Origin of the sequence: Carboxylicivirga mesophila (assembly GCF_018271975.1) — a bacterium.
GTDB lineage: Bacteria > Bacteroidota > Bacteroidia > Bacteroidales > Marinilabiliaceae > Carboxylicivirga > Carboxylicivirga mesophila.
Window position 1 is genome coordinate 460,511 of record NZ_JAGUCN010000001.1, and the last position, 21,463, is coordinate 481,973.

At 41.4% G+C, this 21,463-nt stretch carries 14 protein-coding genes; 7 read left to right on the forward strand and 7 right to left on the reverse strand.

What is annotated here, in order from left to right; genetic code table 11:
• Positions 1-120: 120 nt before the first annotated feature.
• Both KEM09_RS01945 and KEM09_RS01950 read right to left on the reverse strand, forming a co-directional pair.
• A complete protein-coding gene (locus KEM09_RS01945) occupies positions 121-876 on the reverse strand; it encodes a LytR/AlgR family response regulator transcription factor (RefSeq protein ID WP_212224586.1) in 756 nt (251 codons plus the stop codon).
• A gap of 1 nt (position 877) precedes the next feature.
• Complete coding sequence (locus tag KEM09_RS01950; RefSeq protein WP_212224588.1) at positions 878-2,833, reverse strand: histidine kinase; 1,956 nt, start codon at positions 2,831-2,833, stop codon at positions 878-880.
• 157 nt (positions 2,834-2,990) lie between these two features.
• Between KEM09_RS01950 and dusB the strand changes: the two genes are divergently transcribed.
• Positions 2,991-3,989, forward strand: a complete 999-nt coding sequence (dusB, locus tag KEM09_RS01955; protein WP_212224590.1) for a tRNA dihydrouridine synthase DusB — start codon at positions 2,991-2,993, stop codon at positions 3,987-3,989.
• Here dusB and KEM09_RS01960 read toward each other — a convergent pair.
• The 4 genes from KEM09_RS01960 to KEM09_RS01975 all read right to left on the reverse strand — a co-directional run bounded on the left by KEM09_RS01960 (position 3,965) and on the right by KEM09_RS01975 (position 6,978).
• The gene (locus KEM09_RS01960; RefSeq protein ID WP_212224598.1) at positions 3,965-5,203 is read right to left on the reverse strand and encodes an FtsX-like permease family protein; all 1,239 of its coding nucleotides are present in this window, start codon (positions 5,201-5,203) and stop codon (positions 3,965-3,967) included. The genes dusB and KEM09_RS01960 overlap by 25 nt on opposite strands.
• Before the next feature lie 6 nt (positions 5,204-5,209).
• Positions 5,210-6,031 carry a class I SAM-dependent methyltransferase gene (locus KEM09_RS01965; protein WP_212224600.1) on the reverse strand — a complete coding sequence of 274 codons (822 nt, stop codon included), beginning with the start codon at positions 6,029-6,031 and terminating at the stop codon, positions 5,210-5,212.
• A 2-nt stretch (positions 6,032-6,033) separates the two neighbouring features.
• Positions 6,034-6,372, reverse strand: coding sequence for a 30S ribosome-binding factor RbfA (gene rbfA / locus KEM09_RS01970; RefSeq protein ID WP_212189620.1), 339 nt, complete (start codon positions 6,370-6,372; stop codon positions 6,034-6,036).
• Positions 6,373-6,588: 216 nt separating this feature from the next.
• Complete coding sequence (locus KEM09_RS01975) at positions 6,589-6,978, reverse strand: hypothetical protein (protein WP_212189622.1); 390 nt, start codon at positions 6,976-6,978, stop codon at positions 6,589-6,591.
• A 274-nt stretch (positions 6,979-7,252) separates the two neighbouring features.
• Between KEM09_RS01975 and KEM09_RS01980 the strand changes: the two genes are divergently transcribed.
• Complete coding sequence (locus KEM09_RS01980; RefSeq protein WP_212224602.1) at positions 7,253-9,175, forward strand: PD40 domain-containing protein; 1,923 nt, start codon at positions 7,253-7,255, stop codon at positions 9,173-9,175.
• Between the two features lie 36 nt (positions 9,176-9,211).
• Here KEM09_RS01980 and KEM09_RS01985 read toward each other — a convergent pair whose 3' ends face one another.
• Entirely contained in the window at positions 9,212-12,013 is a 2,802-nt protein-coding gene (locus tag KEM09_RS01985; protein WP_212224610.1) for a triple tyrosine motif-containing protein, read from the reverse strand.
• Between the two features lie 289 nt (positions 12,014-12,302).
• Here KEM09_RS01985 and KEM09_RS01990 point away from each other — a divergent pair, with 289 nt between their 5' ends.
• The 5 genes from KEM09_RS01990 (at position 12,303) to KEM09_RS02010 (ending at position 21,459) form a co-directional block, all read left to right on the forward strand.
• A complete protein-coding gene (locus KEM09_RS01990) occupies positions 12,303-12,848 on the forward strand; it encodes a hypothetical protein (protein WP_212224612.1) in 546 nt (181 codons plus the stop codon).
• Positions 12,849-12,871: 23 nt separating this feature from the next.
• Positions 12,872-15,877 (forward strand): SusC/RagA family TonB-linked outer membrane protein, encoded by a 3,006-nt coding sequence (locus KEM09_RS01995; RefSeq protein ID WP_212224614.1) that lies wholly within the window; start codon positions 12,872-12,874, stop codon positions 15,875-15,877.
• A 20-nt stretch (positions 15,878-15,897) separates the two neighbouring features.
• Positions 15,898-17,385 (forward strand): RagB/SusD family nutrient uptake outer membrane protein, encoded by a 1,488-nt coding sequence (locus tag KEM09_RS02000; protein ID WP_212224622.1) that lies wholly within the window; start codon positions 15,898-15,900, stop codon positions 17,383-17,385.
• 90 nt (positions 17,386-17,475) lie between these two features.
• Positions 17,476-19,809: a beta-glucosidase BglX gene (gene bglX, locus KEM09_RS02005; protein ID WP_212224624.1), complete on the forward strand. Its 2,334-nt coding sequence runs from the start codon at positions 17,476-17,478 to the stop codon at positions 19,807-19,809.
• A gap of 84 nt (positions 19,810-19,893) precedes the next feature.
• Entirely contained in the window at positions 19,894-21,459 is a 1,566-nt protein-coding gene (locus KEM09_RS02010; protein ID WP_212224626.1) for a sulfatase family protein, read from the forward strand.
• The last annotated feature ends 4 nt before the right edge of the window (positions 21,460-21,463 follow it).

Sequence of the window (21,463 nt, forward strand, 5' to 3'; positions counted from 1 at the left end):
ATTTGCTTAATTAGTTAGATGATTTCCCAATTTTTAAACACTCACCTACTAATACTTTATTGCGATAAAAAAGTTATAAAAAAAGATAAATTTTTTTAATCGATTTGTTATTTGGAATAATTACGCATACATCTTACTTAGCTCCAGTAGTTCAATTAACTGGTCGTAACGCCTATCTTCATACATTACTTCATCGCCAGTGTTCATTTTTATGCGTTGTAATTCAGGTTTAACTTCTTTAACCTGATTGAGGTTAATCAAATAATGTGGATGACATCTGAAAAAAGAATGATCAGTCAGCATGGCTTCATAGCGCCTCAAAGGTTTAGCTGCAAAGTAGTAACTGTTGTCAGTCATGTAGAAATTAGCTCCTCCCTGAATGGCTTTGCCCCAGGCAATTTCGTTGACATTGAACACTCTGAAGTTGGTTTTACCCTGTAAGATTATTTGATGCTCATTGTGTTCGATGTTATTGAAGAGGGTTTGAATTTTGAGTCTGTAATTCTGGTCAAGCAGTTCGTCAATGGCTTTGTCAATGGCAATTACCAATTCGTTAATATCGAATGGTTTGAATACAAATTCAACTGCTGCATGTTGCAAGGCTTTAACCGCGTACTCATGATAGGCCGACATAAATACGATCTTAAAGTCCATGTTTTTACAAAGTTTGATAACGTCAAATGAGGTTCCATCAATTAAGTGAATGTCCATTAATAAAAGCTCTGGTTGAAGGCTGTTTATTTTGTCAACTGCCTCATTCACTCGTTCAGCCTTGCCAACGATGTTGATCTCAGGGAAGTGCTTTTCAATAACCCTGGATACAGCTAATGCATTGAGCGGATCGTCTTCTATTATTAATGTTTTTATTCGTTTCATTTCAGGTTTTTAAGGTTGTTTCCTGGGTGATTAAAGGTATTGATATACGGGCTATTGTGCCTCTTTCAAACGGGTCTTTCTTCTTTTTGTCGAAGATTTCAAATGTTGTTTTCTGTTTTGTGTCTTTCTCTAATATGCTAAGTCTTTCCTGGGTAATCTTTATCGCCATCGATTCGTGCTGTTTTTCGCTTTTGCTTAATCGATCCTGGTAATCAATGCCCAGGCCGTTATCATCTACTTCCAGAATCATTTGATTCCCGTTTTTAATAATGCGAACAATAAGCTTGCCAGTTTCACCCAGTGGCTTAAGGCCGTGTTCTATTGCGTTTTCTACAAATGGTTGAATCAGCATAGGCGGGATAACTACCTTGTTGTTCTTTATTTCGTCGCTGATGATAATATCAAATGTAAAGGGCGGGGAGAAGCGGAGTTGCTGTATTTTCAAGTAGTATTGCAACATTTCGGTTTCTTCCTGGATGGGGATAAACTCATAGTTGCTACTTCGTAATACATGTCGCATCAACTTGGAGAAATCAGATAAAAAGCGGCTGGACTTCTCCATGTTGTTTTCCAGTATAAATACCTGTATGGCGCTTAGGGCATTAAAAATAAAATGCGGATTCATTTGTGAGCGCAGCAAGCGTTGCTGAAAGCGCAGGTTTTTATAACGACTGCGCAGTCTTCCCTGGAATATGATGAGCATGGCAACTACCACCAGTACAATTACTACAACTACTGTTGCCACAAGCACCGAGCGCTGCTTGGATAGCAATGTTTTTTGCAACAACGCTTCTTTGTTCAATTCATCTATTTGCAGTTGCTGCAGGGTATTGTTGTATTTGGCTTCAATGGAAGCCATATGAAACAGGTTTTTCTCATTAAGTATACTATCCTTAAAACTTGTTGCCAGCTTGTAGTGTTCAAGGGAGCGATTGTATAGCTGGTTTTGCTCATAGGCTTTTGAGAGAAGTGATGCTGCTTCTTCGGCAGTGTATTTCGAGCCAATTTCCATGGCCATGTTTAAGCCTTGCTCCAGGTAAGTGATGGCCCGGTTTGGCAGATTGTCATTCAGGTATGTTTTACCTATTTGTGTGTAGCTAACCGAGGTAAGCATACGATCTTCCAACTCCTGATTGATCTCCAATGCTTTTAAAAGGTAGTCGAGTGCCAATCTGTTTTGCTGCTTGGCTATATAGGCACTGCCTATGCTGTTGTAGCAGATGGATTGGCCCACCCGGCTGTTGATTTGCGTATTGTAATCAAGTGATTTAAAATAATAATACATGGCCGAATCCAGCTGGTTCAGCTTCATGTAAGCTTCACCAATATTATTGGTATTAATGGCCATACCCAGCATATTATTCATGCGTTCGGATATGTGCAACCCGCGTCTGAAATATTCAATGGCTGAATGATACCTTTCCATGGCTATACTTACATTACCCATTCCGTTAATGGCCTTGCTAAGGCTAAGTGAGTCATTGCATTGTTCGGCCAGTTGGAGCGCTTTCATATGCATATCCAGCGCCTGTGGATTTTCATCTATTCGTCGGAATATAACGCCTATTTGGTTATAAGCTCTTGTTTGAAACTGCAGGTTGTTTGAGGCTTCGGCTATGTTAAGTGCCTTTTGCAGCATCTTCATAGCATCAGAATAGTAGGATTTGTTGCGGAGCCTTTGACCTACAAGTGTATAAATATTGAAAAGGTAGTTGTTGAAATCACCTTTTATCGCCATATCTTCAGCCTCCTTCAGGTAGTTGTCAAAAGCGGGTAAGTTGCCCGAACTGGCATCATACGTTTCATTCGATTGTAAAATAAGCTGTTCAATCATCAATGAATCCTGCGCAGATACAGATGTTTCTATCAGTTCATCAGAAACTTCCGCTTTTTGAAAGTCGCAACTGAATAATACGAACGAGGTAATTAATATGATGAGTGTGTTTCTCAGATCCAAAATTCTTCGACTTTAGTGAACGGCTAATTTACACTTTAGTACAAATTATAAAAATTTAAGCGTGAATGTTTTTATTTGAACAGAAAGTTATTAACCAAGTTATAAACAGTATCAAGGCGGGAATAAATATATATTTGCACGAAAATTATAGAAGGCTGTGAAGATAGGAAAGCTTGAATTAGGGGATAAACCATTGTTTTTGGCACCAATGGAAGATGTGACTGATCCGTCATTCCGGGTGTTTTGTAAAGAGCAGGGAGCAGATATGATGTATACCGAGTTTGTGTCGGCCGATGCATTGGTGCGCAATGTTAATCGTTCGTTGCGCAAGCTGGAGTTGATGGATGCGGAGCGACCTGTTGGGATACAGATTTATGGCAATGATATAGAGAAGATGGTGGTGGCAGCCAAAATGGCTGAAGCGGCTAATCCTGACGTGATTGATTTGAATTTTGGCTGTCCGGTTAAAAAAATTGCCGGTAAAGGAAGTGGTTCAGGACTATTGCAGGATATCCCAAAGATGCTGGCCATTACCGATGCTGTTGTAAAGGCTGTAAATATACCTGTTACTGCTAAAACCCGATTGGGTTGGGATAGTGAATCGCTGGTGATTGAGCGGGTGGCAGAGCAATTACAGGATGTTGGCGTAAAGGCCTTGTGTATTCATGGGCGCACCAAAGAGCAAATGTACAATGGAATAGCAGACTGGACCCTGATTGGGAAAGTGAAGGAAAATCCGCGCATCAACATACCAATTATTGGTAACGGCGATGTTGACAGCCCGCAGAAGGCCAAGCAGTTTTTTGATGATTATAATGTGGATGGTTTGATGATTGGCAGGGCGTCCATTGGAAGACCATGGATATTTAAAGAGATAAAGCACTTTCTGGATACAGGTGAATTGCTTCCGCCTTTGACTATTAAAGAGCAGGCTCAATTGATGGATGAGATTGTGCAAAAATCCTGCGCAATGATTGGAGAGCGTCGTGGAATACTGCATGCCCGCCGCCATCTGGCCATTCCGTTTAAAAATCTACCTGATATCAGGCCATTGCGTATTCAGCTGTTAAGAGAAAAGACAGTTGCCGGGATATCAGAAGTGCTTATGCAAATTGGCGATAAGTATGCTGATTATTCAGAGGCTGACTCGGCGTAATACCTGCCAACAATCACTCTTACCGGATACCAGGCTGCCAGGGCGCTGATAATGGAAACGGTAATAATGACCAGGACCACATCTGTCCATTGCAGCACCACGGGGTAGGCATCGGTTATATAATTGCCACTGCCACTAAATTTGATGATGCCGAAATGTTCTTGCACTAAAACGATGACAATTCCCAGCAATGAGCCTATGATAATGCCAGCAACTGAAATTAACCAGCCTTCAGTCATAAAGATACGCGTGATTAAACGCTTATCAGCACCCATGCTTTTAAGCGTAAAAATGCTTTCCTTCTTTTCGTAAATAAGCATGGCCAGGTTGGCCACAATATTAAAGGCTGCAATGGCTATAATAAAGCTAAGTATGATATAGGCCATGAGCTTTTCCACCTTCATCACTTTATAAAACGCCTCGTGTTGTTCCTGTTGGTTCAATACATTCATTTGCTCACCAGTCAATGCCTGAATGGCTTTTTCTACTTTCGCTATGTCGGCATTGTCATCTACCTTAATGGCCAGCGACGAGATGGTTTTATCATCGTATTGTAATAATCGTCGGGCTTGTTCAATGTCAACAATCAGGTATTGTCCGTCATACTCTTCCTGATTGACGGCAAAGAAACCTGATGGGCTTAAGTATTCTTGCCTGAAAGCATTTTGTGGTGCCATCATGTTAACATTGCCCAGGCGCTTGGGAACATACATGGTAAGCGGTGTCACAAAATTGAGCCGAATAGCCAGCTGATCGGCCAGACGTTTACCAATAACCCCTCTGAACTCCGATTTGTATTTTAGCTCATACTTGCCATCAATCATTATTGAATCGATGCTGCTCACTTTATTAAACATGGTATCAACACCCATAATCATGCCGGGTATTTTGCGCTGGCGGAACCGAAGTAGTGCCTGATGTTCCAGTACCTCTGAGATGCTTAGCACACCTTCGGTTTGCTTAATATCTTCATAAGGTATTGATTCGGTAGATATTACTTTCCCCGTTAAGGGTACAACTTTTAAATCAGGATCGAAAGCTGTGTACAGATCGCCCATCAGACCATGAACGCCATTGAAGACAGATAGCACGATTACCAAAGCCATACTGCCTGTTAATACGCCGAAAACCGAAATCATTGAGATGATGTTAATAATGTTCTGCGATTTCTTGGCGTATAAATACCGGCGCGCTATGTCAAAGGCTAACTTCATGCGTTATTACTTTTGGGCTACTACCATTAAACCGGTTCCTTTGCTGTGACGTGTGCTAATATCTATCCAGTTGAGTACGAAGGCAATTGGATAAGTAACCAGGTAATAGAACGGCAATGCAATGAAGAATAACTTGGTAGTATTGAGTGCTTTAATAGGAAATTTCATTGAAAGGCGCCATGAAATATTACCGGCTTTCCCATATGTATAGGATGTTCGAATGTTTCTGAATCCTGCCTTTGTCAGTTTCTCCCTGATATCTTCGGCGTTATAGCCATCGCGCACGTGTTCATCAATAAAACCATGCACGCCTTCGTCTTCGTGGTGGTGATGTGTATCTGAGCCTCCCATATCCGATGGTGTAGAGATAATAAGCGTTGCATCTTTTTTCATCGACTGGTAGAAATTGGCAAAAACCAATTCGTCTTCAAGGATATGCTCCATCACATCTACTGAAAGAATTAGATCATAGGCTTCTGTATTAACAAATTTTGTGAGGTCGGCATATTCAAAGACCACCCGGTTGTGGCGTTTAATTTTCTCAAAAAACTGGTTGCAGTCAGCAATTTGTTCTTCCTTAACATCAACGCCTTTAATGGTCCACTGCTTGCCAAGCGACGACATATAATACACATATTGACCAAATCCGCTTCCGGCATCCAGCACTTGCATCTCTTTTTGATTCAGGCGTGCTACCCGGCGCAACTCGCGTCGTATATACCAGGCCCTGAGTAAGAGAAGATCCAGTAAGCGGTAAAAAAAGATGCGTAATGCAGGCGTTTGATTAAATACTTTTCCTAATGAACGTTTAATTGGATCGTACTGCATGCTTAATCTTTTAATAGACGATCAATGTTATCCAGGTAATCGAGGCTGTCATCAACAAAGAAGCGTAGTTCCGGGATGATGCGCATTTGTTTACCAACCCGTTTGCCAAGGGCAAATCTGATTTGAGAACTTTGTTCATTAATTCCTTTCATCACCTCGTCAATATTTCCTGTTGGGAAGATGCTTAAATATGCTTTGGCTTGCCCCAGATCTGGTGATATTCTTACAACCGTCACTGTAACCATAGTGCCAAGGCATACAGCCCGCATTTCGCGCTGAAAGATTTCGCTTATTTCTTTTTGCAGAAGGCGGGATATTTTCTTTTGTCTCGTTGAATCCATGTAACTAGTTTCCTATATAATATGCTTGTCAAACAATGCACATATTTATTGCATTGGTTTAAAAGCACGAAATTACGCTTTTTCGGTGGAAATATTGTTCTTACAACAGGCTCATATCAATGAATGACCAATAATATGGTCGAAAAAAAACCTGCAACTCCTTTGAATCACAGGTCTCTCAAACCAAAACTTTTACCAATTATGAAAAAATATGGGCTATCTATCGCCTCTTTCACCTCTGTGCCCATTTCTCATTTCTTTCGCCCGTTCTTCTTCGAGCACTATATATTTTTCAAACTGCTCAGTACTGAGCACTGCTTCTAATTCTTTGTATTTGGCGTCACGTAAATCATCTCTCAATATACGCATTTTTTCTCTATCTCCTTGAGTATTGTCCCTTAGTTTTTTGAATTGGTCTGCAAACTTAAGGTTAATACGCTCAATCTTGCTCCTTTGCTCTTCAGTTAATTGCAGAGCCTCCTGCATCATAATTGTTTGCCTCTTGGCCATATCTTCGGCACTCCAATTTTGCCTCTGACTACTTTTAAGGTTGCAAGCGCCTGCAACTATTAAAATAACTGTAAATACAACTAATTTATTGCTCATTTTGTTCGGTTTTTATTCAATATTAATCCTTGGACGCCAAGTTGATATTATTCCTGCGCGTTTGGTCGAAAATTAAACTTGTCGTTTTATGTGGATTAAGATTCAGGTATTCAGGAGTATAGTGGATTTGCATTTCGGCGATAAAAGACCTGGTAAACATTTATTAACATTTTTTTGTTTGATAGATAAGTATTTACGGAAATTTGACTTATTTTGCGATGAATATGTAGTTCGGGATAACTATATGATAATTTTTAGGACTAAACTAATTCTGTTGGCAGTTGTGTTATTGATTGGCAATTGGTCAGTAGCACAGCAAAAGAAGAATGTTCGCCAGGAACAAAAGGCATTTTTTAAAGCATTAAATTATGCTGAATCAGATGACTATGAAAAGGCCATTAGTGCGTTTTCAAATCTGGTGAAGACTTCTCCCACCTTTACAGAGGCCTACTTGCATTTGGGTTTATGTTATTTAAATACCAACAAAGGAGCTGAATCAGCTATTCCTGCATTACAAACTGGTTTAAGTCAGCTAAGTGCCGATGACCAGGCAACACCTCTGGGGCACGATTTTATGATGGCATTAGGAGAAGCCTATCAGGTTTCGCTTAAGCCAGATTCTGCCATATTGGTATATAATGTTCTGCTAACCAAAGTTGATAATGCCGACCTTGATTTTAAGGCTCAGATTGAGCAGGAAATCAATAATTGTAGAAATGCCAAAGTGTTTTTAGCTAATCCTGTGCAGCTAACTATTACTAATCTGGGGGAAGCTGTGAATAGCAGGTATGATGATCATAGTCCGTTAGTTAATGTGTATGAAGATGTATTGTTGTTCACATCACGTCGTCCTGAAGCCAAGCTGCCGGAATTAGCCGATGGTCAGTTTCCAGAAAAGGTATATGTATCGGCCAATGAAAAGGCACATTGGGAAAAGGCCAAACTCCTGAATGTTTTTTTTAAGAACCCGGTGCATGAGTCTGGAGTATCCTTGTCGCCCGATGGTAATAGCCTGTTTATTTACCGTAGCGATAATGATGGTAAAAGTATATATGTAAGTTATCTGGAAAAAGGAGAGTGGACTGAGCCTGTGAAATTACCATTCCCTATCAATACGCCAGCTGATGAAACACATGCTTCCTTGTCGGGTGACCGGAGTACTTTGTTTTTTACAAGTGACCGTGAGGGGGGCTATGGCGGCCTGGATATTTACATGTGTAAAAAAGATGCCTATGGACGATGGGGAGAGGCTCGTAACCTGGGGTCATCCATCAACACAAGATTTGATGAAGAAACTTCCATGATACATGCTGATGGCCGTACTTTGTATTTTGCCTCGGAGGGACATAACTCTATGGGGCGACTGGATGTGTTTTATGCCCAAATGAATCCTGATAGCACATGGTCATTGCCAGTTAACCTGGGATACCCGATAAACACCCCCGACGATGATTTCTTTTTCCTGCCCAGTCTTGATAAGAGCCATGCTTATTACGCATCGTCACGCTTTGATGATAATTATGGTGGTTCAGATATTTATAAGGTGGAGTTTGATGCGGCCTTTGAAGGTGAACTGGCGGTTATTGAAGGGCAGGTGAGTAGTGCCGATATGAAACGTGGACCCATTCGATTAATGGTAACCCGCATGACCGACCGTCAGTTGGTTGGTGATTACCGCCCTGATGAACAAAGCGGGAAATACACAATGTTTCTAGAAACAGGTCATGAATATTCCATTGAGCAGATGGCCATCAACCAGCCAATGGGCGAATCAGTAATTGCAGTTGAGCCAGAGATGGCCTACCAAAAGGAACCCAAAGTATATTCTTTTAGTGAGATACAAATGACACCGCCTCTAAAAAGAGTGATTGTTGCCAAAACACTCTCTGAGCAGAATATTGCAGCCGTGGCAGCTATTGAAGCAGACATCAAACGCATAGAATACACCCCCTATTTCACGCTTCAGGTATTGGCTTTGAAAAGGCGTCCCCTGTTTGCATCGCTCTATCTGAAAGGTCTTGATGTGGATGACATCCGTACGATCAAGTGTAAAGATGGTTATACCCGCTATTTGTACGGGGCATATATCGATTATCCAACAGCCAAGCGTACACAAAAGAGAATTCAACAATCGGGTAAGTTTGATGATTCGTTTGTGAGGCGATTGAGTGAGGTGGAGGCTTTACAGCTCAAGTAATTCTCTTGTGATATACAATAAGGTTTGGATTGGCCTCTAAAAGCTGTGTAAATAGTGATTTAGGCCTTGTTCGCGACTTAGTCCCAACTTCTTTTTCAGTCGGTACTTTTTAAGGTCTACACTGCGGGTTGTAATCTGAAATATTGGAGCCAACTCTTTTGATGACATATTCACTTTTAGGTAAGCACTTAGCTTTAAGTCCTCATCCGTCAGTATAGGGTGTTTTTCCCGGAGCTTTTTAAAAAAGTGATTGTTTGCTTCGGAAAAGGCTGCCTCAAACATCAACCAATCCTTTTGCTCATTAAAATTGCTTTTTATCATGCGAGTCAGTCTATCAATATGTCTTGAGCTCACATACTTCTCATTTTGCCTTATTTGTTTAAGCTCTTGCTGAATGCTATCTATTATTTCCTTCTTCTTACTATTTTGCAGCAGTAGGTTCGAGAGCTTGTCATTTTTGAGTGTGACTTCACTTTGCAGTTCTTTTACTTCTTCATCCAGCTGTTTTTGCTTTAGTTCCATGTTTTGTTCATGCAACTTTTTTCGTTTAGCAATTAGTTGTTTATACGTTTGTTTCCTGATAAAATGACGATAAACAGAAATACTGCTTATATATAAACCAATAATTAGTAAGCCATATGCAAAATAAGCGTAGGTTGTTCGATAATATGGTGGAGCTATAATAAAGGTATGTGCGGCATACACCGAACTTCCTTTTTGTTTCACTTTAAAGGTGTATTGTCCTTCTCGCAGGTCCTGAAATACGACCTCATTACTGCTTGCTAAACGCTGCCAGTTCTGACTATATCCATCCAGGTAAAACTCATAAATAGCATCTGATTCATAATTCAGTGCTGTAAACGTGAATTTAATCGTGTTGTAAATGTACGGAACCGTCGATTGGAGGGTATCATACCGGTTCACTTCTCCGGTTCGGTTGTTGCTGTATTCAATATTGGTGATGAGTGTGGGTTTCTGTTTAGTATTGGCCGTTGTTAAATTTTCGATGTTGGCATAGGCAATCCCTTCAGACAGGCAAAAGAAACAGCTATGCTCCCTGATTTTTGTAATGTTCTCGTATTTATAAACCAGCTCATTCTCAATATGGGTTAAGTTGTAAGGTATTTCAACCAACTCATTCTTTTTAAAATCAAATAATTCCAGTGCTCCTTTCTTTCTTATAAAGCAGTAGTTGCCTACTGCTTCGGAGATGTAACTTATTTTGTCAAAAGCTTTATGTGTTGGTATGAGTAGTCCTTTCTTAAATTGAAGTGTGGTGTCACTGGCCACCAGGTAGGTTTGATTATCTAAGTCAAAGGCACGTATCCAGTTAGAACTATTAAAAGCAGTATGCTTGCTGATGTCTTCAATCTGTACTTTCTTACTATTATGGTCAACGGTAATATGATAAGCCTCTTTTAATGACCCTGTAACTATTAGGGAGCCGTCGTTCTGCTCTACCACATCACGGGTCAGTCCTTCCATATTATTAATGTTAAAATCAAACTGCCATTGGCCTTGCTGTTTGGTGTAAACTGCTAAACCGTAATAAGATGTTTCATACATTATGCTGCTATCTGATTTACTTTGTAAAAAGCTGTAGCCACCGGCAACATCGGCTATTTTCTTTAATCGCTCATTTACCAGCTGAAATGTGCCATTGTTGTGACCAACTAATAACTCATTGTCGATGATGTCCAGATTCCAGGCTTGTCCCTCTGAGTTTCTGACTATTTCAATATCAAAAATATTTGTATGAAGGGTATCTGGTTTAGCTACATACACGCCTTTGTTAGTGGCTATATAGTAGTTGCCGTTATATGCAAGGGCGTCATAAAAAGTGCCTAAGGGATTGTTTTTATAGTTAAGGAATAGAAAAGGACTCTTTAAATCAATAAACGCTGCGCCATTGTCGCTTGCTATCCACAGTTGACCATCACTCTGGTGATGTAGTCCATGAATTCGGTTGCTGTTCAGGCCATTGCTTTTATCAAAAATGTACTTAATTTCGCCCTCTAAATTTCCTATAATAACCCCACCGTTCATGCTTGCAAAGGCATAGTATCCGTCATATAGGTATATGGCCTTATTAAGCTGGTATTTAATTAAAAAATCATTGAGTACCGATGGAAGGGGAGTTAATTGCCCGTCTTTTAGTTCAAAAAGGCCATTGTTAAGGGTACCCAGCAAATAAGTATTATGAGCTGTTTCGCTAATGAACTTTATCATGAGCTTATTAAGAACAGGACTGGCTAATATAGTTCGTTCTTTAGCGTTGGGCTTAAGAGCTATCAGATTACCATAACTGTGCTGATAAAAAATCTCGTTATCAATGGGGTAGGCAAAGGAAGTATTGCCTTCTTCGATGCGTTCAATGCCTATATGACCATGCTCATTAACGTGATACATCCTATTAAATGCCTGGAATATGATGTATTTATCCGATGTGAATATTTTCCAAATGTCGCTATAAATAGTTGCCAGGGCATGATAGCCGGTATTCAGGTCGTTTTCTAAGAAAAAGCCCATTATACCATTCCCTCCAACATAAATGGTGTCACCACTGCAGTAAACAGTTCTTAAAATATTGGGTGTTTTAAATAGCTTCCAGTTTTCACCATCAAAGCGCAACAGACCCATTGAATTAGCAAAATAAACGGCACCACTTTTCGAACTGCAAACACTCCAGTTCTGGTTCTCGGCGCCATAATCATGCTTTGTAAAACTAGATATCCTGGGGGTTATAATCAATCTTTGCGAAAAAGGTTTGGTAATATCTGTCGCAAGGGTATTAATTGAGTATACTAAATGCAGAAATATGATGGCAAATCTAGTCATTAAGTTGATGTTAAATGTGGCTAAATGGCCACTTAATTAATCGTATCAATATTATTCAAATTTTAGATTATACACAATTTTGTGATGCATTCAATGATGTATTTGCTCCTATCAATTCAATCTCTGTAAGTTTTTTCAACAAAGATGATGGTGTGTCGAAGTATAAGTAATACAATGAGATACGTTAATTAGTCGGTGGGTGATGTATATATGATGTATATATAAATCAGGCATATTGTACCCATTTCGAAATATTTGTGAAGCTAAAAACTTATTTAACTCCAGGCAGATGAAAAATGCTTTATTGTTGCTTCTGGTCTCACTCATTGGGCAAGGTATTAGTAATGCCCAATTACAAAAAACATCCTTCAACGAAGGATGGAATTTTAGTTTATCAGGTAGCAATAATAAGACAGATCAGGTGGCACTGTCTCATCATTGGAATAAGGACGTCCATACAAGGCATGAATACTTCAGAGGTGGAGCAATATATCAGAAGGTGTTCTACATGAATTCGGATGGTGAAAGGCTTGAGAACTTCTTCTTTTTTGAAAGCGTCGTCTCAAGGGCAACTGTTACTCTAATTGGCAAAACACTGCACACGCACAATGATAGTTATACAGGATTTAATATTGACCTATCAGTAGCCTTGCTGTGTAATTTGATTAATAAAACAAAGGTAATAGTTGACAACAGGAATACAGGTATTCCACCATTATTGGATAATTTAATGTATTGCTCAGGTTTTGAGATTAGTACCAACTTTATTTCTTTTCCTTTTGCCGATTTGCAATATGCCGGCAAGGAGTTGATTTTGTCAATGGATAAACAGTAATAACTAAATAAATTTCAATTATTATGATTAAACGATTGTTAATAGCATTTTGGATGATTGGCCATATAGCCTTAGCCCAAGATGCCAAAACAGTAACAGGCGTGATTCGCGATGATGCAGGTTTTGAACTGCCTGGTGCCAGTGTGCTTGTGAAAGGAACACTAAAAGGTACAGCCACCAATTTTGAAGGCCAGTTTGTGCTGGAAGATGTGTTGTCTACCGACATCCTGGTCATCTCATACATTGGTATGCAAAGCCAGGAGGTAAAGGTTGGAGATAAAGATTATTTCGAATTTACCCTGGCCCCGGATGCCAGTGATTTGGAAGAAGTAGTGGTGATTGGTTATGGTACCAGTAAATCAAAAGATTTGACTTCGCCAATTGCAACCATTTCGGCCGAAGAGATTACCTCAATGAGTGCATCTTCAGCCATGGGTGCAGTGCAGGGGAAGGTAGCCGGTGTAACCATTGTTAATTCAGGAGTGCCGGGAGAAGGACCACAGGTAAGCATACGCGGTGTTGGGTCAATTCAAAACTCCAATCCGTTGTATGTGGTCGATGGCATGTTCTTAGATGATATTAACTTTTTAAGTCCGAACGATATTGAAACAATGTCGGTGTTAAAAGATGCATCGGCAGCTGCTATCTATGGTGTTCGTGCTGCCAATGGGGTGGTGCTTATCACCACCAAAAGCGGTTCTAAAAATCGTGAGATGCAGGTAAGCTATGATGGCTACTATGGAGTGCAATTGGTTACACAGCGCCTGGATATGGCCAACTCTGAGCAGTATGCCACTTTAATGCGTGCGGCCGGTAACGAACAATATGTTGATGCGGCTATCGCACGATGGGGTGGGACCAATGGTATCCCTGCTGTTTCGACCGATTGGTACGATGAACTGATACGAAGCTCTGCGCCTATTCAAAATCACAACCTTTCATTGAATGGTGGAAATGAGAAGTCGGCCTACTCTTTTAGCTTAGGTTACTTTGGCCAGGATGGTATTATGAATTCAACAGGGTATTACGATCGATTTAATCTTCGTGGTAAAGTAGATTACGATGTGTCATCAAAGTTAAAAGTCGGATTTAGCACCATCTTAACCAAGGAAAAGCGCATGACTGATGATGAGTCAGCTTGGTTTCAGGCCTATGTCAATAATCCAATGTATGCGGTTTATGATGATAACTTAGCCGATGGTGAATCATTTCCTAAGCCATATGGTAACCCTCATAACCTGGGTTACGACACGTATTACACCAATCCTGTAGCACGTGCCTACTATCATAGCGACAATCAGTCAGATATTACGCGTTTTATGCCTAATATTTATGCTGAGCTACGTCCTTTTGATAGCCAGGATATTGTATTTCGTTCGGCTATGAATATGGATTTTCGTTATGGAGCTGCCTCCGCATATATTCCAGATTATAAAGTGGGCAATACTCAGCAGGTATTGAATTCACTAAGTAAAACAACCAACTGGAATTACGATTATGTGTGGGATAACACTGTAACATGGCGCAAGAGCTGGGGAAGCCATAATCTGACATCAATGGGTGGATTATCGGTACGTGAAGAAAATTATCGTTGGTTAAATGGCACAGCTCAAGGAGTCACTAACAAAGACTACTTAAATTCGGGTATTGCTGATACAAGAACATCTGACGATGGAGGTACGCGTTTTAGAGGCATGTCAGTTTTTACACGTTTCTCATACGATTATCAACACAAATACCTGCTGTCACTTACAATGCGTGCTGATGGCTCATCAAAATATCAGCAAAAGTGGGGTTACTTTCCTTCATTAGGAGCTGGTTGGGTTGTTTCGCAGGAAGATTTTGCATCTGGTTTGACAAGTGCTAAGATTGATCACTTAAAAGTACGTGCATCGTGGGGATTGTTAGGTAACGACCGCGTACCAGCTAATAGTGCTTTTGGTTCAATTGCCGGTGGCGATTTAGGTAGCTCTGGTATTTTCGGAGGTTCCTTAGTGCCGGGGATGATTAACAACCGCATCTTCACCGATTTGGAATGGGAGCTAGTGGATGAGAAGAACATTGGTATTGAGACCAAAATGTTTGACTACCGACTAAATGTTGAGGCAGATTACTATAATCGCGAAACACGCAATATGGTAATTTTAACCACTTTGCCAATGGGTAATGGTAATCTGTTGCAAAATGCCGGTTCGGTTCGAAACTCTGGTGTTGAGGTGATGGTAAACTGGTCTGATAAGATTGGGAAGGATTTTCACTATTCAATTGGCGGTAATATCACCACCATTAAAAACAGGGTAACCGACCTGTCAGGCGAACCTTACCTGCAAACCGGATCTGCTGAATTTCCTCAGCGTTCATATGTAGGTGGTGCTCTGTACTCTTTCTATGGATGGAAAACTGATGGCGTGTATCAGACCCAGGCTGAAATTGATGCTGATCCAATCGCACGTGCCAATGGCTTGAAGCCTGGTGATTTCAGATACGTTGACACCAATGGTGATGGAGTGATCGATGATAACGACCGTGTTTTGTTAGGTGATCCAAATCCTGATTTTACCTATGGTATCAACATGGCTGTAGGGTATAAAGGCTTTACACTGGCAGCTACTTTCCAGGGCGTACAAGGTGTAACTATCTTTAACCGCCGCAGAGCCGATATTAATAAGCACGGTGCCAATAATGTTGATGCTAATCTGGCTAACAGTGTTTGGACAGGTCCTGGCTCAACTAACAGTACCCCTTCGGCCGAAGGTTTATATAATCCTTGGAATACAGGTCGTTTAAATGATTTCTTCCTGGAGGATGGTTCCTATTTCCGTATTCAGAATGTACGTTTATCGTATGATATTCCAAAATCAGTGATGAATAAATTCGGATTAGGAGCTTCGCAGGTGTACCTGAATGCCGACAGACCTTACACTTTCTTTTCATCAAACGGTTTTACACCTGAAGTACCAGGAGGTATTGATGAATCAGTTTACCCTATTCCTGCCATCTTTTCATTAGGGTTACGTCTTAATTTTTAATGAAGCTAAACATAGATATTATGAAACCGATAACTAAATATATTGCTCTGTTCATGGGACTCTTTCTATTGAGCTCATGTAACGATTGGCTGGATATTGTCCAGGAAGGTGAAGTACCAAGCGACGAGATAGATTACACCGATAGTAGCCAGATGTACGGCCCCGTTTCAGGTGTTTATGCCATTACTCGCGAACGATTGGCTCAATGGGAAATGTGGCCACTTTTAAACATACGTGGTGACGAAGTAACTAAAGGAGGAGGCTCAGAAAGTGATCAGGGCGAATATTTATACCTCGAAGAGTTTAATTATAATCAGGCAAAGGGCTTTTGGGCCTTAAATAATACCTGGGTGGCCTTGTACAAGATTGTGTTTGCAACACACGATAATCAGGAACTGATTGAAAATTTCAGAGAGCATTTGGTATCTGAAGAACAGTTGGCATTAGCTGACCAGTACGATGCCGAAATTATATTTCATCGTGCATTAGCTTACTACTTTATAAGCAACTTATGGGGGAATGCGCCTATTATTAATCCTGATGATATTACTTATGGTATCCCTTATCAACCATATCGTAATAGTGTAGAATCGTTGAGAGCATACATCTATGAAGAGTTGGATTTCTGTATTGAGCATTTGCCTGAGACGCAAAGCAGCAGGAAAGGCGCAGTTACAAAATATGCAGCTATGGCTTTAAAGGCGAAAGTTGCTTTGATGGAAAGTGATTATAATATGGTGGCTTCACTGACGGATGAAATCATTGATAAAGCCGGCCTCTACCTGTATGAAGATTACTATAACTTATTTAAAGTACCAGGTAAACTAGCTTCTGAATCCCTTTATGAACTGCAGTATACAGATTTTGATACAGGTGACGGGCAACAGGTATATGGTGGAGCATGGTTTCAGCACCAGGGACCACGAAACAACCCGGCACCAATTAGTGGTTGGGGATTCATGTTACTACGTCCCGAATTTCTTGACTTCATGAAAGACCGTAATGAGGAAGTTCGCTGGGATGTAGCTGTTTTAGAGTCTGGAGCAACAACACCTGCTGGTGATGAAATTGAAATATTTGAACCAAATTATATGGATATTAAAGCTCACTATAATGGGAAAGCCTATTTGCCAAAAGACCAAATGACACCTGGTCGTAACGATTATGGTTCAAACAATAATATCAGAGTCTTGAGATACGCTGATGTTTTACTGATGAATGCCGAAGCGAGATTGCAAATTGGTGGAGATGTGGCAACGCCATTTAATGAGGTAAGGCGAAGAGCCGGTATGGATCCAATTTCAGGAATCACGCTTGATGATATCCTTGACGAGCGCCGTGCAGAGCTTTCAGTTGAGTGGGGTAATCGCTTCTTCGACCTGGTGCGAACTGGTAAAGCAGCCAGCGTGTTGGATGGTTTTGAAACGGGTAAGCATGAGTACCTGCCAATCCCATTGTTTCAGGAAGATCTGAATCCAAATTTGGCAGGGCCAATTAAGGACGAATAACCAGACAGGATGGGGGGAGTTATCCTTCTCCCAGTTTCCTAAGTTGATACGCAATAAATAAAAATGTTAGCACATTAAAATATAGAGTTAATGGGAAAGGTGAAAAAAAATATGATGCAATTGGGCGCAATGGCTTTGTTTGTAAGTACATTGGCTGCCTGCTCTGATGCAGGTGGCACCAAGGTGCCCGGTTGGAAAAGCTTCAGTGGCGACCCCTTAATTGAGGCTAAGGTCGACTCAGTGTTGTCATTGATGACACTGGAAGAAAAAATAGGGCAGATGAATCAATACTCCGCCAATTTTGCACCAACTGGTGAGGTGGCAGATAATCAATCGGGCGAATACCTTAAGAGAGGGATGATTGGGAGTACATTCAACGCCTTTGGTGCGGAGAATGTGCAGATGTTACAGGAGCAAAACCTGAAATACTCACGCCTGAAAATCCCCATGTTGTTTGCTGCCGATGTGATTCATGGTTTGGAAACAACCTTTCCTATTCCTTTGGCAGAGGCCTGTTCATGGGATTTGGATTTGATGGAGCGAACCGCCAGGGCAGCAGCCGACGAAGCAACGGCATCGGGTGTAGCCTGGAATTTTGCACCTATGATTGATATGTCAACTGATCCGCGCTGGGGCCGTGTTATGGAGGGAGCCGGTGAAGATGTGTACCTGGCATCATTGGTAGCCAGGGCGCGTGTTAAAGGTTTTCAGGGCATTAATGATTATACTGATCTGAATAAAAACAATACGCTGATAGCCACCGCTAAGCACTTTGTGGGCTATGGAGCCGGGCAGGCCGGACGCGATTACCATACGGTTGATATCTCGGAGCGTAGTTTGAATGAAACTTTTTTTCCGCCGTTCCAGGCGGCTATCGACGAAGGTGTTGGTTCGTTTATGACCGCTTTTAATGATCTAAATGGTATTCCTTGTACCGGCAATAAACATTTGTATACCGATATTCTTCGTAACTCATGGGGTTTTAACGGATTGGTAGTGACCGACTATACGGCCATATTGGAACTGATTGCCCACGGTTATGCCCAGGATTTAAAGCATGGAGCACAGTTGAGTCTGGATGCTGGCATTGATATGGATATGATCAGTGAGGCTTTTGTTACGCACCTACACGAACTGGTTGAAGAAGGAAGTGTTTCTGAAAACCAGGTGGATGTCGCTGTGGCGCGCATCCTCGAGATGAAGTTCTTACTGGGGCTGTTCGACGATCCCTTCCGCTATTGCGATGTGGAGCGCGAAAAGGAAGTGGTAATGAATGAGGAATACATTCAATTGGCTCAGGAGGCAGCTCAAAATTCAATTGTACTGCTGAAAAATGAGAATAATGTGTTGCCACTTAAGAAAGAAGACAAGAAGCGCGTAGCTCTTATAGGACCTTTTGTTAATGAGCGTAAGAGTTTAAATGGAGAGTGGGCCATTAAAGGCGATCGCAGTAAATCAGTTACTCTGAAAGAAGGTTTGGATGCCAAATATGCTGATTCGAACGTGAGATTTACCTACGCCAAAGGAACAGATTTACCTCTTATCGACCGTAAAACCCAAAAGGTATCAACCGTGAATGTGCCGGATAGGAGCGGATTTGCCAAAGCTGTAAATGTAGCGCGTAACAGCGATGTAATTGTAGTGGCGATGGGCGAAAATTACCATTGGTCGGGCGAGGCGGCATCGCGCACCGATATTACCTTGCCGGGTAACCAGCGCGAATTATTGAAAGAGCTGAAGAAGACTGGCAAGCCAATTGTTTTGGTGGTATTTAATGGTCGTCCGCTTGATTTATCATGGGAGGCTGAAAATGTAGATGCCATTGTGGAGGCCTGGTATCCTGGTTTAATGGCCGGCCATGCGGTGGCTGATGTTTTATCGGGCGATTATAACCCATCTGCCAAGCTGGTGATGACATTCCCTCGCAATGTTGGACAGATACCCATCCATTACAATGTGAAAAACACAGGGCGTCCGTTTGACGATGCACATCCTGCCGATTACCGCTCGTCTTACATCGACGTTGCCAATTCACCATTGTATCCGTTTGGTCACGGATTATCCTATACAACTTTCGAATACAGCAACCTGAAGTTGGATAACAAGACCTTCTCTAAAGGTGGTGCCATTAAGGCAACAATCGACATTAGCAACACCGGTAACTACGACGGTGAAGAAATAGTACAGCTATATATTCAGGATATTACAGCATCGGTAACACGACCTGTGAAAGAGCTGAAAGGTTTTGAAAAAATAGCGCTTAAAAAGGGTGAATCAACAACCGTGGAGTTTACAATTGATGAAAAAACTATTGAGTTCTTAGGGGTTGATATGCAGCCAATAGCTGAAGCTGGTGATTTTAATCTATGGATTGCCACCAGCTCCGATGATGAAAGTAACCATACAAGGTTCACCTATAACTAATCATGAAAGCACCCCTTCGGGGGTGCTTTCATTCCCTTTACTGCTTATCCGAAAACCCGTAATCAAGGCATAAAACTTAACTACATGAGACTACTTTTTAAAATATTATTCCTTTTACTGGCCGGAAAGATTTTGACTTCGTGCACCAGCACTAATACCGGGGCTAATAATAAGCCAACCAATATCTTATTTATTATGACCGATGACCATGCCATGCAGGCCCTCAGTGCCTATGGTCATCCTATCTCCAAACTGGCTCCAACGCCTAACATCGATCGTTTGGCCGATGAAGGAACCCTGTTTCTCGAAAACTATTGTGCCAATTCTATTTGCGGCCCGAGCCGGGCAACCGTTCTAACTGGAAAGCATTCGCATGCCAACGGTTTTATGAAAAACGATGGTACCAGGTTTAATGGTCACCAGCTAACCATTCCTAATATTCTGCAAAAAAATGGTTATCAAACGGCAGTCATCGGCAAGTGGCACTTAAACACCGATCCGGTTGGATTTGATTACTACAAAATATTAAGCGATCAGGGCGAGTATAATAACCCTGATTTTATAACGAAGGATACCATTCAGCAGGAGATGGGCTATGTTACCGAACTAATTACCGAATCGACCATTGACTGGTTGGAAAAGCGCGACCAAAGTGAGCCTTTCTTCCTGATGATGCAGCATAAAGCACCCCATCGTAACTGGGTGCCGGCCGAAAAGTATTATCGTTTGTTCGAGCATGTCGAATTTCCGGTGCCCGATAATTATTTCGATAATTATGACAAACGCATTGCAGCGGCTGGTCAGGAGATGAATATCTTTCAGCATGCCTACGAGGGGCACGACCTGAAAATGGTGACTGGTATTGATAGCGATACCTTATTGTACGACCGCTGGCCACAAGTGTTTTTTGGCAGAATGACCGATGATGAACGTCAACGCTTTTTGGAGGCTTACCGCGAACGCAATAATGATTTTTATCTGACCGAAAGAACAGACGAGGAAAAAGCAGTCTGGAAATTACAGCGCTATCTGCAGGATTACCTGGCCTGTGTGCGCTCGGTGGACGACAGCGTTGGTGAAATCTACGAGTACCTGAAAGAAAAAGGGCTTTTGGATAATACCATCATTGTGTACACCTCCGATCAGGGCTTCTTTTTAGGTGAGCATGGCTGGTTTGATAAGCGTTGGATGTACGAAGAATCATTCCGAATGCCCCTTGTTATCAGGCACCCGCAGGTAGGACATTCTCCAGAGCCCATCGCTGCTTTAACGCAAAATATCGATTTTGCACCTTCGTTTCTGGATATGCTCGATGTGGAGATACCCGATGAAATGCAGGGCGAATCGTTTTATCCGTTAATGAAAGGTGAGGAGTTAGATGAACCATGGCGCCAGTCGCTCTATTATCATTACTATGAGTATCCGGGTTTTCACAGTGTCAAAGCACATAACGGCGTGAAAACAGCTCGCTATAAGCTGATTCATTTTTATCAGGATAATGAGTGGGAGCTATACGATTTAGAGGAGGATCCGAGCGAAATGAATAATGTGTATGATGATGTAAACTATGCTGATGTAAGAGCAACTTTGCACGCCCAACTGGATAGTTTAATACTTAAATATCAGGTGCCGGATAAGTATTTGAAATAGGTAT